14 protein-coding genes and 1 tRNA gene are annotated in these 14,345 nt (G+C 69.7%); 1 reads left to right on the forward strand and 14 read right to left on the reverse strand.

What is annotated here, in order from left to right:
* Nucleotides 1-148 precede the first annotated feature (148 nt).
* The 11 genes from ACOOHE_RS05150 to ACOOHE_RS05200 form a co-directional block, all read right to left on the reverse strand.
* Nucleotides 149-1,213: a hypothetical protein gene (locus tag ACOOHE_RS05150; protein WP_420456729.1), complete on the reverse strand. Its 1,065-nt coding sequence runs from the start codon at nucleotides 1,211-1,213 to the stop codon at nucleotides 149-151.
* Nucleotides 1,214-1,263: 50 nt separating this feature from the next.
* A complete protein-coding gene (locus ACOOHE_RS05155; RefSeq protein WP_420456730.1) occupies nucleotides 1,264-2,346 on the reverse strand; it encodes a hypothetical protein in 1,083 nt (360 codons plus the stop codon).
* Nucleotides 2,347-2,513: 167 nt separating this feature from the next.
* Nucleotides 2,514-2,852 (reverse strand): helix-turn-helix transcriptional regulator, encoded by a 339-nt coding sequence (locus ACOOHE_RS05160; RefSeq protein WP_420456731.1) that lies wholly within the window; start codon nucleotides 2,850-2,852, stop codon nucleotides 2,514-2,516.
* A gap of 316 nt (nucleotides 2,853-3,168) precedes the next feature.
* Complete coding sequence (locus tag ACOOHE_RS05165; protein ID WP_420456732.1) at nucleotides 3,169-4,992, reverse strand: M12 family metallo-peptidase; 1,824 nt, start codon at nucleotides 4,990-4,992, stop codon at nucleotides 3,169-3,171.
* Entirely contained in the window at nucleotides 4,989-5,915 is a 927-nt protein-coding gene (locus tag ACOOHE_RS05170) for a hypothetical protein (RefSeq protein ID WP_420456733.1), read from the reverse strand. The genes ACOOHE_RS05165 and ACOOHE_RS05170 overlap by 4 nt, the downstream gene beginning before the upstream one ends.
* A gap of 101 nt (nucleotides 5,916-6,016) precedes the next feature.
* Nucleotides 6,017-6,355 carry a helix-turn-helix transcriptional regulator gene (locus tag ACOOHE_RS05175; RefSeq protein WP_420456734.1) on the reverse strand — a complete coding sequence of 113 codons (339 nt, stop codon included), beginning with the start codon at nucleotides 6,353-6,355 and terminating at the stop codon, nucleotides 6,017-6,019.
* A 297-nt stretch (nucleotides 6,356-6,652) separates the two neighbouring features.
* On the reverse strand, nucleotides 6,653-8,911 hold the full coding sequence (locus ACOOHE_RS05180) for a sodium-translocating pyrophosphatase (RefSeq protein ID WP_420456735.1): 2,259 nt from the start codon (nucleotides 8,909-8,911) through the stop codon (nucleotides 6,653-6,655).
* 110 nt (nucleotides 8,912-9,021) lie between these two features.
* Entirely contained in the window at nucleotides 9,022-9,663 is a 642-nt protein-coding gene (pth, locus tag ACOOHE_RS05185) for an aminoacyl-tRNA hydrolase (RefSeq protein WP_420456736.1), read from the reverse strand.
* Nucleotides 9,664-9,742: 79 nt separating this feature from the next.
* A complete protein-coding gene (locus ACOOHE_RS05190) occupies nucleotides 9,743-10,402 on the reverse strand; it encodes a 50S ribosomal protein L25 (RefSeq protein ID WP_420456737.1) in 660 nt (219 codons plus the stop codon).
* Between the two features lie 108 nt (nucleotides 10,403-10,510).
* Nucleotides 10,511-11,494, reverse strand: a complete 984-nt coding sequence (locus ACOOHE_RS05195; RefSeq protein WP_420456738.1) for a ribose-phosphate diphosphokinase — start codon at nucleotides 11,492-11,494, stop codon at nucleotides 10,511-10,513.
* 42 nt (nucleotides 11,495-11,536) lie between these two features.
* Nucleotides 11,537-11,607, reverse strand: a tRNA-Gln gene (locus ACOOHE_RS05200).
* Nucleotides 11,608-11,778: 171 nt separating this feature from the next.
* Here ACOOHE_RS05200 and ACOOHE_RS05205 point away from each other — a divergent pair.
* The gene (locus ACOOHE_RS05205) at nucleotides 11,779-12,615 is read left to right on the forward strand and encodes an aspartate/glutamate racemase family protein (RefSeq protein WP_420456739.1); all 837 of its coding nucleotides are present in this window, start codon (nucleotides 11,779-11,781) and stop codon (nucleotides 12,613-12,615) included.
* A gap of 3 nt (nucleotides 12,616-12,618) precedes the next feature.
* Here the strand turns inward: ACOOHE_RS05205 and ACOOHE_RS05210 are convergent, their stop codons facing one another.
* From ACOOHE_RS05210 to ACOOHE_RS05220, 3 genes are read right to left on the reverse strand one after another with little or no spacing between them, the layout of a single operon-like run.
* Nucleotides 12,619-13,020 (reverse strand): HEPN domain-containing protein, encoded by a 402-nt coding sequence (locus tag ACOOHE_RS05210; protein ID WP_420456740.1) that lies wholly within the window; start codon nucleotides 13,018-13,020, stop codon nucleotides 12,619-12,621.
* Nucleotides 13,010-13,357: a nucleotidyltransferase domain-containing protein gene (locus ACOOHE_RS05215; RefSeq protein WP_420456741.1), complete on the reverse strand. Its 348-nt coding sequence runs from the start codon at nucleotides 13,355-13,357 to the stop codon at nucleotides 13,010-13,012. The genes ACOOHE_RS05210 and ACOOHE_RS05215 overlap by 11 nt, the downstream gene beginning before the upstream one ends.
* Before the next feature lie 9 nt (nucleotides 13,358-13,366).
* The gene (locus ACOOHE_RS05220) at nucleotides 13,367-14,338 is read right to left on the reverse strand and encodes a DUF4249 family protein (protein WP_420456742.1); all 972 of its coding nucleotides are present in this window, start codon (nucleotides 14,336-14,338) and stop codon (nucleotides 13,367-13,369) included.
* Nucleotides 14,339-14,345 lie beyond the last annotated feature (7 nt).

The following is a 14,345-nucleotide window of genomic DNA, read 5'->3' on the forward strand; positions in this document are numbered from 1 at the left end:
GCAAAGAGGGGTGGAACTGTGAGCGATCCTGCGGCGGACGCCGGGCTGTCATCTCTTGCCGGAGTACGGCCCGGTGTTTCCGCTGCGGGTGTGGAGACGGAAGGCGTTTACATAGGCGGGTGCCACTTGGGACTTGAGAGAGTGAAGATCAGCGGCTTCCTGCGCTGGGCATCCGTGTCCCGCCTGCCCCGTAAATCGCCGGGTCGGCGAGCTCTCGGATGGAGCCAGTCTCTAGATCCAGGACCATTGCCCGGTGGAGTCGCCAGTCAGCTCCTCCACGTGGCTCCCTTTCAAAAAGAACGGTTTTGCCGGGTCCCCAGCGGGGGTGCCAGTTCAGATAGGTGCTGTCCAATCCGTAAGTTTGGAAGTATCTTCCATCCAGATCAGAAACGGCAAGTGAGACGTCATAGTCCGACATAGTACCCGGTCTTAACTCGGCCCAGATGGAGGCGATTAGCCCCCGTTCCTCATTCACGGTAGCCTCAGTAAACGCTTGTGTACGGAGTCCTCCCGCCGCTACGTAGGACAGGTTTGGATTCTGCGCCCGGCGAACCAACTGGCCCTTCAGGTCCATGAGGAAGATTCCTGCTGGTCTCTCCGGTGTCCATCCCGGCGCCTCCGGGCTGACCGAGAACACGACGAGCGAGTCAGGTCCCTTCATCCCGATCACCGTCGTCGCGTAGCTCCCCGAGTCGTGGACCCGCTCGAAGTACCCATCGGCGAACCGGAACCGGAGCACGTCCTGCTTGATCGAGAACGGCGGGGTCGGGTTCGTGAAGTAGAACCCGCGCCCGTCCCGCTCCCACACGACCGGGGACCCGAGCCCGACCAGGATCGGCCGGGCCACCTCGCCGCCCGGCGGGACGTGGCCGAGCGTGTCGGCCCGGCCCGTCCTCAGGTCGTACCGGACGTACTGGACGGCCGAGACGGGCCCGATGGTCCGGTCCCCGAACAGGACCTGCTGCCCGTCCCGGCTCAGGTGCGGCGACACGCTGAAGTGGTCCGGCCGCGAGATGACCTCGAAGACGGTCGGGTCCTCGATGTCGGCCACGACGACGCGGTGGACCGGGGCGCCGTCGGCCGTGGTCTCGTCGTAGACGGCGACGAACGCGACGCGGCGGTCGGCGGGGACGTCGGCGAGCGTGGGGGCGTCGTCGGCGGCGTCGCACCCGGCGAGGGCGGCGAGGGCGAGCACGACGAGGCGGAGGCGCATGGGGACGAGGCTCGCGATGGTCGGATACCCAGGAAGGGGGTCGGGAGAGGCTACCGATTGACGGCGCTCGGCGAGCCCGTGCCGGCAGCGCCGTAGATCGTGGGGTCGGCAAGGGAGCGGATCGAGCCCGTCTCGACGTTGAGCACCATCGCTCGGTGAGTTTGAGCCGCGTCGGACGCATCGCGGACTCTGTCGAATAGGATCGTTCCCTCGGGTCCCCAGTTCGGGGACGAGTCGTAATGATCGCCTGCGGTGTACGTCCGAAAGAAGCCGCCTTCCAGGTCCGCCACCGCAATCTTTGTGACGTAGCTGCGGAGCGCGTCGGGGTTCGGGTTCGGCTCGATGAGGGTATAGGCGAGCAATCCCTCCTCGTCGTTCCACGACGGCCACAGGATCTGGCGGACCGAGGTCGGGCCGTCGTAGAGGTAGGTCAGGTTCGGATTGTTGGCACGCCCCAGGAAGGCCCCGTCGAGGCTCATGTAGAACACGCCCCCATGCTCTGAGAGACCGTCGTCTGGATCGAACTCGGGGAAACCGAGCGGCTCCACTGAGAACACGACGAGCGTGTCCGCCCCCTTCATTCCAATCACTGTCGTTGTGTACGGGCCGGAGTCGTGGACCCGCTCGAAGTACCCGTCGGCGAACCGGAACCGGAGCACGTCCTGTTTCCCTGAGAACGGCGGGGTCGGGTTCGTGAAGTAGAACCCGCGCCCGTCCCGCTCCCACACGACCGGCGACCCGAGCCCGACCAGGATCGGCCGGGCCACCTCGCCGCCCGGCGGGACGTGGCCGAGCGTGTCGGCCCGGCCCGTCCTCAGGTCGTACCGGACGTACTGGACGGCCGAGACGGGCCCGATGGTCCGGTCCCCGAACAGGACCTGCTGCCCGTCCCGGCTCAGGTGCGGCGACACGCTGAAGTGGTCCGGCCGCGAGATGACCTCGAAGACGGTCGGGTCCTCGATGTCGGCCACGACGACGCGGTGGACCGGGGCGCCGTCGGCCGTGGTCTCGTCGTAGACGGCGACGAACGCGACGCGGCGGTCGGCGGGGACGTCGGCGAGCGTGGGGGCGTCGTCGGCGGCGTCGCACCCGGCGAGGGCAGCGAGGGCGAGCACGGCGAGGGGGAGGCGCATGGCGGTGGTGGGAACGCAGGGTCACGATAGGCCACGGTATTCCTCGTCTCCAATCCGAAAATATTGGCATCTTCGGTTGGCCGTGGCGGTTGGCCGTGGCGGTTGGCCGTGGCGGTTGGCCGTGGCGGTTGGCCGTGGCGGTTGGCCGTGGCGGTTGGCCGTGGCGTCTATCCGTCCCCGCGACCCTCCCTTACCGACCGGCGGTACCCCTGCATCGTCGTCCCCGTCTCCCGCTGGAACACGTGGGCCGCCGTGTCCTCTCGTCGCCACCCCACGGCCCGGCCCACCTCGGCCGCCTGGAGGTCCGTCTCTTCGAGGAGTCGCTGGGCCTCGGCCACCCGCCTCTGCGTGAGGTACTTGTCCAGCGGGACCCCGACCTCGCGCTTGAACTGCCGCCGGAGCGTTTCGGGCAAGAGCCCCACGGCGCGGGCCACGTCCTCGGGCCCGGCGAACGTGGCCAGCTTGTGGTCGAGGAGCGCGAGCGCCCAGCGGACGGGATCGGTCATGCCACGAGCGAGGGAACACGTTCCATGATACGGGGTGGCGTGTGGGGTGTCCACCGAGTGACGACGAGAGAATAGCTATCGCATACTCCCCTCTTGTCATCCTGAGTAACGCGAAGGCATGTCCTGAGCGAAACCGAAGGGATCTCGGCGCGGACATCCAGTCCGTAGGGAGCGGTGCTGACAGGCTGGACGGCTCGTGCTGAGATCCTTCGCTCCGCTCAGGATGACAAGCTGGGAAAGAGTTGTAATGATCTATGCACGAAAAAGCGCCCGGCCTCCGAAGAGACCGGGCGCTCGCGGACCGGAGGGCTTCCGGCTACCGCGCGACCGACAGCCGGGCTGTGGCCGTGGCCGGCCCCGACGTGAGCCGGACGACGTAGACGCCCGACGGGAGCGAGCCGACGGCGAGCGTGGCCGTGTGGGCCCCGGCGTCTCGCCACCCGCTCACGGGCCGGGCCACCTCGCGGCCCAGCGCGTCGTAGACGACGAGCGTGGTCTCGGCCCCCTCCGCCAGCGAGAACGCCACCGTGGCCGACTCGGCCGACGGGTTCGGGCGGGGCGGGTCGAGTGCGAACACGGACGTCGTCACGCCGGGCGTCGGGCCGGGCGCCACCGGCGGAACGCTCGAGTATGTGACCAACTTGGTCGCAGTGGCCGTGCCAGTCCCGCGCGTGACGATGCATCGGAGCTCGCGGTCGAGGTTCCCCATCTGGATCGTGTACGTCGTCGTGGTCGGGCCGGCGGTCCAGGCCGTGGCCGGGGGCGTGCGCTCCGACCACTGCCGGGTCGTGGGGGAGCCGGAGCCGCCGGAGGTCGAGCACGTGTAGGTCCCGTACTCTTTGAACCCGAGGATGCTCGGGCCCGTGATCGAGGCCGTGAGCGGGCCGGGCGGTGTCCTGAAGCCGGCCATCGTAGCCGCGCTGTTTTCCCAAGCGCGGACGTTGTCGTTGTAGCTGGTGGTGCCCATCGCCACTCCGCCGTAGACCTTGTCGGGGTTCGACCAGTAGTTGATGCGGAAGGGTGAGCTGCTGGGGCTTCCCGTCGCCATGATCGTGCGCCAGCTTTGTCCGCCGGGTCTGTAGCCGTGTCCATAGGAGTAAGGCTGGGTTCCCGTGTCGTTATCGTGCCGCGCTCCGGCGAGGTGGCCGATCTCGTGGGCGAACGTATGGTTGCCCGTCGCATAGTCCCACTCCACGATTGCGAAGGCTTGACTCGCAACAGCACCTATTGCACCTGCAATGCCATACACACTAGAACCTTGGTACACATAATTCCCATCTGTCAACAGAACGACCACGTCGGCACCGTATTGAGAACGAAGGCTATGGACCGCGTCTCCTCGACCGTCGCTCGTCCCCAATAGATCGTCTCTGTCATTGAAGATGTCGCTGGACTCGTTGAAGGCTAGTTGCGCCGCATGCACGACCGAGATCGTGGCGGGCACGCTGCTGTTGCCGAAGCCGTTGTTCATGTCCGCCACGGCGAGCGCGACCTCGTTTCCGATGTTGGCGCTGGCGGCGGCGGCGCCAGGCGTGTAGACCACCAGCACGTCGAGGGTCGGGGTGCTCAGGGCACCAGAGGAGCCGCCCGACCCGGTCGATCCGGGAGCCGTTTGCCCATCCCCGCCTCCGTCCCGCTCGGAGTTGCTTTCCGTAGCGCATTCTCCCACGGCGGTCTGGTCGATCCGGGAGACGGTGTGCAGCCCGCCGCCGAGCGGCTCGATCTTGAACATCTCGCCGGAGGGCTTTTGCACCGAGCCCGTGATTTGGTCGCCGTCCACCACGAGCACCACCTCGCCGCCTTCGCCGAAGCGCCCCTGCCACACGAGCCGTCTGCCGTGGGCTGCGGCTGTGCGTTCGCGCGTGACCTGCACCTGCTCGCCGCCCACTCTCACTGCGACGGCGGAGAGCGCTGTGAGCGTTTGGGGGGCTGCCGCCGAGCGAAGCTGCACGTCCTCCGAGCCGGGGCGCTGTTCGATGACCGCTAGCAACCGCGCCTGCTCTGGCGTCAGCGTGGAGCGCTCGACGGGCGATGGAAGGAAGAGGTCGGGGATGTCCTGTGCGCCGACAGGCGCGACGTAGAGCAGGGACAGAAGGACCGGCAGTCTGCGCCGGAAGACGGGGTGTAGCGTCGTTCTCATTGGGATCTCTGAGGTGCGGAGTGAACGAGGGGAACCGGGAGGCGTAGAGGGATACTGACGCCTCCGCCGGTGCGTGACTGATGAGTGAGTCGTCTTGCCGGGCCGATGCTCCTCGACGCGCTCCCTCGTGGAGGCATCTTTGTTTCTGATCCGTGCGGTTCGTTGACGGTGTAGTCATAGAGCACGTAGGCGCCATAGATCTGTTCGTCTTGGATGCTCGTAGGGATCACTTCGGGAATCGTGCGGGGCGCGCCCTTCGAGCGCCCACGACCTAGCAGTTCCGCGACGTAACCGACACCAGGCACGCGGTACTCAAAGATGTTCTCGTAAGCACCTACATCTATACCAGGGTCTTGCTCATACCAGTAGACGTAGCAGTCGAACGTGCCCAGCGGCGTCTCGAACGGGTGCCGGTTCGCCAGCAGCATCACCTCCGACGTGTCGTCGCTGACGTAGAACCGCGCCTCAGGGTCGGGGTCCGTCGTCCAGTCCGAGCCATAGGCCAGCCGAGTGAACCGGTGCCGGTCGCCCACCTGCATCGGCGTCCGCCGCACCAGCCGCTTCGTGTACATCGTGTCGGTAGCGGCGAGACCGCCCATCACGTAGAGGCCGTCGCGCCCGTAACCGTGGAGCCACTGCCAGGGCAGCGGCTCCTCTCCCAGCAGACCCCGCGACTCGGCGTAGGCAGTCAGCGTCTCCCCGCCGTGCTCGAACGTGAGACGCTCGGTGATCTCGACGGCGAAGGAGTCCGCATCGGCCGGGTTGAGGTACCAGGCGCGGTAGAGCCAGCGGTTGCCCGCCTCGAGTGGGAAGAGGTCTTCGGGGGCGGGACCCTCTAGCTCCTCGGCTGCGCTGTCGCAGCCGGTGAGCGCGGTGAGAGCGAGCACCGCAAAAGCACAGCAGAGAGTGAGGGCAGAGCGCATGGGACGGTGGTGGGAACGGACCCACGATAGGGCGTCCCCCGACGGACACCAACCCGAAAACATTGGCATTTTCGGTTGGCCGTGGCGGTCGCCAGCGTCGTCTATCCGTCCCCGCGCCCCTCCCGTACCGACCGGCGGTACCCCTGCATCGTCGTCCCCGTCTCCCGTCGGAACACGCGGGCCGCCGTGTCCTCTCGTCGCCACCCTACGGCTCGGCCCACCTCGGCCGCCTGGAGGTCCGTCTCTTCGAGGAGTCGTTGGGCCTCGGCCACCCGCCTCTGTGTGAGATACTCGCCCAGCGGGATCCCAACCTCGCGTTTGAACTGCCGCCGGAGTGTTTCGGGCAAGAGCCCCACGGCGCGGGCCACGTCCTCGGGCCCGGCGAACGAAGCCGACTCGTGGTCGAGGAGCGCGAGCGCACGGCGGACGGGATCGGTCATGTCACGGGCGAGAAAACACGTCCCATGATACGAGGTGGCGTGTGGAGTGTCTACCGAGTGCTGACAAGAGCATGGCTATCGCACGCTTCCCCCTTCGTCATCCTGAGCGAATGCGAAGGGATCTCGACACGGACGTCCAGTTCGTAGGGAGCAGTGCCGACGGTCGTGATGGGTCGTGCTGAGATCCTTCGCTCCGCTCAGGATGACAAGCTGGGAAAGGGTTGTAATGGTCCATGCACAAAAAAGCGCCCAGCCTCTCGGGGAGACCGGGCGCTCAACGCACGATGCACGAAAGCGTTACTCGGCCGGCACCTCGGCCACGACCGGGGCCTCGGCCGGGACCAGCTCGACCGCGTCGGTCGCCGGCCGGGCCGCGCCGAGGTCGATCTCCTCGATCTGGAGCGTCTCCTCGACGTCCGTCTCGGTCCCCGCGCCCGTCCCCGCGATGAGCGGGGCGATGACGAGGGCCACGACCGAGATCAGCTTGACCAAGATGTTGAGCGACGGGCCCGACGTGTCCTTGAGCGGGTCGCCGACCGTGTCGCCGACGACGGCCGCCTTGTGGACGTCCGAGCCCTTCCCGTAGGTCACGCCGTCGAACTCGACGCCGCCCTCGATCCGCTTTTTCGCGTTGTCCCAGGCGCCGCCGGCGTTCGACTGGAAGATGGCCATGAGCACGCCCGTCACCGTCACGCCGACGAGCAGGCCGCCCAGCATGTTCTTGTCGTAGAACCCGACGGCCACCGGGACGGCCACCGCGAGCACGCCCGGCAGGATCATCTCCCGGAGCGCCGCCTTGGTCGAGATGTCGACGCAGCGGGCGTGGTCGGCCTTGGCCGTGCCCTCCCTCAGCCCGGGGATCTCGTTGAACTGGCGGCCGACCTCCTTGATCATGTCGGCCGCGGCCCGGCCGACGGCGTTCATGGCCATCGCCGAGAACACGAACGGCAACATCCCACCGACGAGCACGCCGGCCAGGATGCGGGGGTCGGCCACGTTGATGGCCTCGATGCCGGCCTGCTGCATGAACGCGGCGAACAGGGCGAGGGCCGTGAGCGCGGCCGAGCCGATGGCGAAGCCCTTCCCGATGGCCGCCGTCGTGTTACCGACCGCGTCCAGGAGGTCGGTCCGCTCCCTCACCTCCGGGGGCAACTCGGCCATCTCGGCGATGCCGCCGGCGTTGTCCGAGATCGGCCCGTAGGCGTCGACGGCGAGCTGGATGCCCGTCACCGACAGCATCCCCAACGCCGCGATCGCGATGCCGTACAGGCCCGCGAACGAGAACGCCCCGATGATGGCGAGCGCGAGCACAATCGTTGGGAGCCCCGTCGAGTACATCCCGACGCCCAGGCCCGAGATGATGTTGGTCGCCGCGCCGGTCACCGACGCCCGTGCGATGTTGGTCACCGGCGTCGTGTGCGTCGCCGTGTAATACTCGGTGATGAGCCCGATGGCGGTGCCCGAGGCCAGCCCGATCACGACGGCGAGGAAGACGCCGAACGACGAGTACGTGAACGTGCCCACAATCGGCGTCGTGGCCACGAACTCGGACGGGAGCATAAACTGGATGATGAAGAACGACAGGACGGCCATGACGCCGGCCGCGCCGAACTCGCCCACGTTCAGCGCCCGCTGGGGGTTGCCGCCCTCCTTCACCTTGACGAAGAACGAGCCCAGGATCGAGACCAGGATCCCGACGGCGGCCAGGACGAGGGGCAGCAGGACCGCGCCCAGCTCCATCCCGCCGACCTCCAAGAGCGACGCGGCGAACGCCGCGCCCAGCACCATCGCGCCGATGATCGAGCCGACGTACGACTCGAACAGGTCGGCGCCCATGCCGGCCACGTCGCCCACGTTGTCGCCCACGTTGTCGGCGATGGTCGCCGGGTTGCGGGGGTCGTCCTCGGGGATCCCCTCGTAGACCTTGCCGGCGAGGTCGGCGCCGACGTCGGCGGCCTTGGTGTAGATGCCGCCGCCGACGCGCGCGAAGAGGGCGATCGACGAGGCGCCGAGCGAGAAGCCGGCGAGCACGTTGAGCACGCGCGTGACCTCGAGCGGCTGGAGCACGCCGTCGGCCCCGTCGAAGGCGCCGGAGTAGACGATGAACAGCGTCCCGAGCCCCAACAGGCCCAGGCCGACGACCGACAGGCCCATCACGAGCCCGCCCGAGAACGCGACGTTGAGCGCGCCGCCGAGCGACGTCCGCGCGGCGTTCGTCGTCCGGACGTTGGCCTTGGTGGCGACCCGCATCCCGAAGAAGCCCGCGAGCCCGGAGCACAGGGCGCCGACGGCGAACGACATGGCGATGAGCGGGCTCGAGTCGGCCCGGCCCAAGTTGGCCAGCAGCAGCAGCGCCGCCACGACGGCGACGAAGATGGCCAGCACGCGGTACTCGCGGCGGAGGAAGGCGTTGGCGCCCTCCTGGATGTCGGCGGCGATCTCGGCCATCCGGTCGGTCCCGACGGGCTGGGCGTTGACCCAGCGGGTGCGGACGAAGGCGTAGCCCAGCGCGATGATCCCCGAGAGGGGGACGAGCAGGGCGAGAGTGGATTCCATGGTGTGTGAGTAAGCGGGGGTGGGTGAAGGGTGATGAGTAAAGAGCGAGGCCATCGGGCGCGGTGGCGGGGGCTAACGCCACCCATCACGCATCACTCATTACTCTTCACTCACGAGCGGCGGTTGTGCCGGTTCATGGCGGCCGTCAGCCCTTCGCGCGCGACCGTGAGCGCGGCCTGGGCCGCGTCGTCGAAGGCGGCCTCAGCCGCTCCGATCTCGTCGTCGTCGAAGGGGGACAGGACGAAATCGACCTGGCCGCCGGGGGGGAAGCTATTCCCCACCCCTACACGCAACCGGGGAAACTCGGTGGAGCCAAGGGCCTCGATCACGCTCTGGACCCCGTTGTGGCCACCTGAGGACCCCTCCCCCCGCAGCCGGAGCCCGCCGATGGGCAGCGCCAGGTCGTCGTAGACGACGAGCAGGTCGGCCGGCCCGAGGCCGTACCGGTCGAGGAGCGCGGCGACGGCCCGGCCGCTCCGGTTCATGAACGTGAGGGGCCGCGCCAGCGCGACGGACGGGCCCGGCTCGCCGCCCTCCGGTGGGAGCCGGCCCTCGGCCACGAAGGCGTGCGCCGCCTCGGTGTCGAGCGCGACGCCCAGCCGGTCTGCCAGCCGGTCGATCACCTCGAAGCCGGCGTTGTGGCGCGTGCCGTCGTAGTCGGGCCCGGGGTTGCCGAGCCCGACGACCAGGAACGACACGTCGGGCGAGGGGGGAGGGGGCGAGCCGCCCAGCAGACGAGAGAGCCAGGACATCGGGGGGGGGCAGAAACGAGCGTAGGGGCACGGCGGTGGGCCGCGCCCCTACGCAGGGTCGGACGAGCCGGCGAGAGGGCTACGCCTCCTCGGCCGCCTCGACGTCGGGGGTCTCCTCGCCCTCGGCGCCCTCCTCCGGAGCCTCGAGGCCCTCGGCGAGCCCGGTCTCCTCGACCTCGTCGTCGGCCGTGGCCAGCTTGGGCGCGGTGACCGTCGCGATGGTCCGCTGGGGGTCGGTGAGCAACTCGATGGCCTCGCCGAGCGCGAGCTCGGCGACGTGGAGCGACTCGCCCATCTCGAGCGCCGTGACGTCGATCGAGACGTGGCCCGGGATGTCCTTCGGGAGCGCCCGGATCTGGAGCTCGCTGAGCGGCTGCGACAGCGTCCCGCCGGCCTTGACCCCGCGCGGGGTCCCCTCGAGCTGGATCGGGATCGTCATCGTCAGGGCCTCGCCGGCCGTCAGCGCCAGGAAGTCGACGTGGAGCGGCTGGTCGGTGACCGGGTGGAAGTCGACCTGCTTCAGGATCGCCTCGTGCTCGGCCCCCTCGAACGGGATCGCGACGCGGTAGCTCTCGGTCGTGAAGATGAGCGGGCGGAGCGCCAGCGTCTCGACGGCGAAGTGGACGGGCTCGGTGTGGACGCCGTAGAGGACGCACGGGACCAAGCCCTCGCGGCGGATGGCCTTCGTGGCCGCCTTGCCGGTGCCGCGCGGCTGGACGTCGAGCGTGATGGACTGCATAGCGGTTGGGGTACGGGGGGTACGAGGTACGAGGTACGTCCCGTGTCTGGGCTCTGTCTCGCGGTTCGGGCCCGAAGCGTACCCCACACCGCGTACCGCGTACCTGGATTAATCGACGAAGAGCGTCGAGATGGACTCGTCGGAGCCGATCCGGTGGATCGACTCGGCGAAGAGCGGGGCGACCGAGATCACCTCGATCTTGTCGCTCGCGCGCTGCAACGGGACCGAGTCCGTCACGATGACGCGGCCGAGCGGGCTCGCCTCGATCCGGTCGACGGCCGGGCCCGACAGGAGCGGGTGGGTGCAGAACGCCTGGACGCTCAGCGCGCCGGCCCGGGACAGCGCCGCCGCCGCCGACGTCAGCGTGCCGGCCGTGTCGCACAGGTCGTCGATCAAGAGGCAGTTCGTGCCGGCCACGTCGCCGATGATGTTCATGACCTCGGCCACGTTCGCCTCGGGCCGCCGCTTGTCGATCAGCGCGAGCCCGGCCCGGAACCGCTTGGCGTAGGCCCGGGCGATCTTCGAGGCGCCCACGTCGGGGGCCACCACCACCAGGTTCTCGCGGAAGCCCTGGGCCGACTGGCCGTTCGAGCCGGCCAGGGCCAGCGTGTTGGCCTCGAGCCACTCCTCGAACACGGCCGAGCCGTAGAGGTGGTCGACGGGGATGTCGAAGAACCCCTGGATCTGGGCCGCGTGGAGGTCCATCGTCAGGACCCGGTCGACGCCGGCGTCCTGCAGCATCTTCGCGATCATCCGGGCGGCGATGCTCACGCGCGGCTGGTCCTTCCGGTCCTGGCGGGCGTACCCGAAGTACGGGAGCACGGCCGTGATCCGGGCCGCCGAGGCCCGCCGCGCCGCATCGACCATCAGGAACAGCTCCATCCAGTGCTCGGCCGGCGGCGGCGTCGACTGGACGATGAACAGGTCGGTCCCCCGGATCGACTCCTCGTAGCGGACGTAGATCTCGCCGTCGGAGAAGTTCTTGAGCGTGACCTCGCCGAGCGACCACCCGCCCGCCTCGGCGATCTTGCGGGCCAGCCCGGGGTTCGAGCGCCCGGCGAAGATCGAGACGGGGAGCGTGGCGGCGGTCACGGGCGGAGGGGAAGGGGGGCCGGAGAGCCCGACGGCCTGGGGTTGCCCGAGGAGGATTCGAACCTCCACAACCACTTCCAAAGAGTGGTGTGCTGCCATTACACCATCGGGCAAGCGGCACCGGGGGCGGTCGGGGGCGTAGGCGCCGGGCCACCCGCCCCGACCGGGCCGGCGTGCGGAGTATAGACGGTCCCCCCCAAGCCGGTCAACGCGCGGGGCCATCCGAACCCGCCCGGCTCTGCCTCGCGCCTTGTCTTGCCCCCCTTTTCACGCCCGTGCCCGACGTGTCCGAAGTCCGCCCCGGCGGGTCCCCCTCGTTGCCCGACCCGGCCCTCTCCGCCCTCCACGGCGCGCCCTCGCCCGACGAGCGGAACGCCGTCGGCGTCTTGGGCGGGCTCGGGCCCTACGCCGGCCTCGACCTGGTCCGCTCGATCTTCGACGAGACCGACGCCCGGACCGACCAGGGGCACCTCCCGGTCACGCTCGTCTCGTACCCCAACCGGGTCCCCGACCGGGCCACCTGGCTCGCCGATCCCACGGCGCCGAGCCCGCTCCCGGCCATGATGGAGGTCCTGCGCCGGCTCGACGACGCCGGCTGCGCCGTCGCCGGCGTCCCCTGCAACACGGCCCACGCGCCAGCCCTGTTCGACCGGCTCCGCGACGGGCTCCTGGCCGACGGCCGCGACCTCGCCCTGCTCCACATCGTCGACGCCATCGTGGCGCGCCTCGCCGAGGTGGCGCCGGACGCCGGGACCATCGGCGTGCTCGCGACCACGTCGTCCATCGAGAACCGGCTCCACCAGATCGGTCTCGAAGCCGCCGGCCTCTCGGCCCTCGTGCCGGACGCGGCGCACCAGGCGGCGGTCCAGAACGCGATCTACGGGCCGACCGGCTTGAAGGCCGAGAGCGCGCCCCCGCGCCCCCAAGCCCGCCAGGCCCTGCTCGACGCGACCGACCACCTGATCGAGCGCGGGGCCCAGGCCGTCATCCTGGGCTGCACTGAGCTCCCGCTGGCCGTTCCGGAGGCCGACCGCGGCGGGGTCCCGTTCGTCAACTCGACGCGGGCGCTGGCGCGGGCGCTCATCCGGGCCACGCACCCCGGCAAGCTCCGCCAGCCGTAGCGCTCAGCCGTCGGCAGTAAGACGGGCTTCCGCCCACTCGACCACCGCCCGGGCGTCGTCGATGGCCCGCTGCCACTCGGCCGCGTCGACCTCGCCGAGGTCGGCAGGGTAGCGCGTCAAGACCGCGTACTGAGTGAGCGCTTCCGACGCCTCCGCAGAAAGGGGGAACCCCGACGCTCCGGCGCGCTTGGCGTCGCGAGCCAGGCGGCGGATGCTGTGCGAGAAGGCGGGCTCCGACCGTGTCCGGTGGAGGATCACAGCCTTGACCGCCTTCTCAGCCGCCTGCTGGGCGTGGAAGCAGAGAAGCTCCAGATAGACGCCCGATGGCGGCTCCGTTTCGGCCAAGAGGAGATCGGACCGCGCGTACGCAAGCCACGCGGCCGGGTCGCCAGGGTCACCGGGCATCGTCGTCGGGGTAGAGAGTCCGGCCCGTCCGCAGGGCCTGGCGGTACACTAGGCCCGGATTGTCCGAGTGCCGGTCCAGCGCGGACGGCGTCGCGACGAGGACGTCCACGTCAACGTCGAGGATCGGCAGCCGGGCCCCGATCTTGACCATCGCCTGGCGGCAGGGCGTCCCGTCCGGCATCACGACGAGCAGGTCGACGTCGCTGTCGGGCCGGGCCGTCCCGGTCGCCCGCGAGCCGAACAGGACGACACGGAGCGGCGACGCCTCGGCGACGATCCGGTCGACGATCTCGCGAACGACGGGGTCGACGGGCATCACGGAGGCGGGGGCGGCCATGCCCGGAGTCTACGGCTCGACGAGCGTCGTCTGGGCGATGACCCGGGCGAACGAGCCGAACACGCCGAGCCCGCCCTCGACGTTCGAGGTCACGTTCGGGATCTCGCCCGGCGACAGCGTCGAGCCGCCGCCCTGGACGAGCTGGCTCTCGACGAACGCCTCGAGCGCGGGGTCGAGCGAGACCAGCGAGATCTGGACCGGCCCGAAAAATCCGAACGCGAGGTACGGCACCTGCACCAGCACCGTCCCGTCGCCCAAGGGGATGTAGCTGGCCTCGTTGATCACCGGCGACGTCCCGACGATGGCGTTCTCGCTCGGGTCGAAGTCGCACACGAGCGTCACGCCGTCGGGCTCGCGGTCGCAGCCGAGGAACCGCTCGTAGGGCGACGTCAGCCCGAACCGCCCGTCCTCGGGCACGCTCCGGTAGCGGGTCTCGCCGTCGACCTCGACCTCGACGAAGTCGACCGGCGCGAGGGCCCGCGTCGAGGTCACGAACGCCGACTGGCGCGCGGCCGTCGACGTCTGGGTGATCCGGACCTCGGGCCCCTGGCCGGTCCCGTAGACCGTCGTCTCGGCTGGCGGCTCGACGAGCGAGATCGCTGGCGGCACCGTCGTCTGGGCCGTCAAGGTGGCGTCGCCAGCGCGGACGTCGAGCCGGTACGTCCGGCCGGGCATGGCCGCGTCGTCGGTGTCGGCGAGGTACCGACCGGCCACGACCTCGCGGTACGGGTAGACGCGCTCGGGCGACCCGTCGGCCGCGAGCAGGGTCACGGTCACCGTCGCGCCCCCGACCGCCCGTGCGTCCGGGTCGTACACGTCGAGGAGCGGGGCCGACTCCGAGAGCGCGACCGGGGGCAGCGGCTCGCCGGCGCCGAGCGTGGCCGAGACCACGACCTGGGCCGTGAAGTCGTCGTCTTCGAAGCCGTCGCACCCGCCGACGGCGACGGCCAGCGCGAGCACGAACGTCAAGCGGAGCGTCATGGGGGGA

It is taken from the genome of Rubrivirga sp. (genome assembly GCF_965213695.1).
Classification (GTDB): domain Bacteria; phylum Bacteroidota; class Rhodothermia; order Rhodothermales; family Rubricoccaceae; genus Rubrivirga.

Bases quoted from the DNA above. Each gene is read 5' to 3' on its own strand.
- ACOOHE_RS05210 (WP_420456740.1), bottom strand. From the start codon at position 13,020: ATGCCCGGTGACCCTGGCGACCCGGCCGCGTGGCTTGCGTACGCGCGG.
- ACOOHE_RS05150 (WP_420456729.1), bottom strand. From the start codon at position 1,213: ATGCGCCTCCGCCTCGTCGTGCTCGCCCTCGCCGCCCTCGCCGGGTGC.
- ACOOHE_RS05215 (WP_420456741.1), bottom strand. From the start codon at position 13,357: ATGGCCGCCCCCGCCTCCGTGATGCCCGTCGACCCCGTCGTTCGCGAG.
- ACOOHE_RS05155 (WP_420456730.1), bottom strand. From the start codon at position 2,346: ATGCGCCTCCCCCTCGCCGTGCTCGCCCTCGCTGCCCTCGCCGGGTGC.
- ACOOHE_RS05160 (WP_420456731.1), bottom strand. From the start codon at position 2,852: ATGACCGATCCCGTCCGCTGGGCGCTCGCGCTCCTCGACCACAAGCTG.
- ACOOHE_RS05165 (WP_420456732.1), bottom strand. From the start codon at position 4,992: ATGAGAACGACGCTACACCCCGTCTTCCGGCGCAGACTGCCGGTCCTT.
- ACOOHE_RS05180 (WP_420456735.1), bottom strand. From the start codon at position 8,911: ATGGAATCCACTCTCGCCCTGCTCGTCCCCCTCTCGGGGATCATCGCG.
- ACOOHE_RS05175 (WP_420456734.1), bottom strand. From the start codon at position 6,355: ATGACCGATCCCGTCCGCCGTGCGCTCGCGCTCCTCGACCACGAGTCG.
- ACOOHE_RS05190 (WP_420456737.1), bottom strand. From the start codon at position 10,402: ATGCAGTCCATCACGCTCGACGTCCAGCCGCGCGGCACCGGCAAGGCG.
- ACOOHE_RS05170 (WP_420456733.1), bottom strand. From the start codon at position 5,915: ATGCGCTCTGCCCTCACTCTCTGCTGTGCTTTTGCGGTGCTCGCTCTC.
- ACOOHE_RS05220 (WP_420456742.1), bottom strand. From the start codon at position 14,338: ATGACGCTCCGCTTGACGTTCGTGCTCGCGCTGGCCGTCGCCGTCGGC.
- pth (WP_420456736.1), bottom strand. From the start codon at position 9,663: ATGTCCTGGCTCTCTCGTCTGCTGGGCGGCTCGCCCCCTCCCCCCTCG.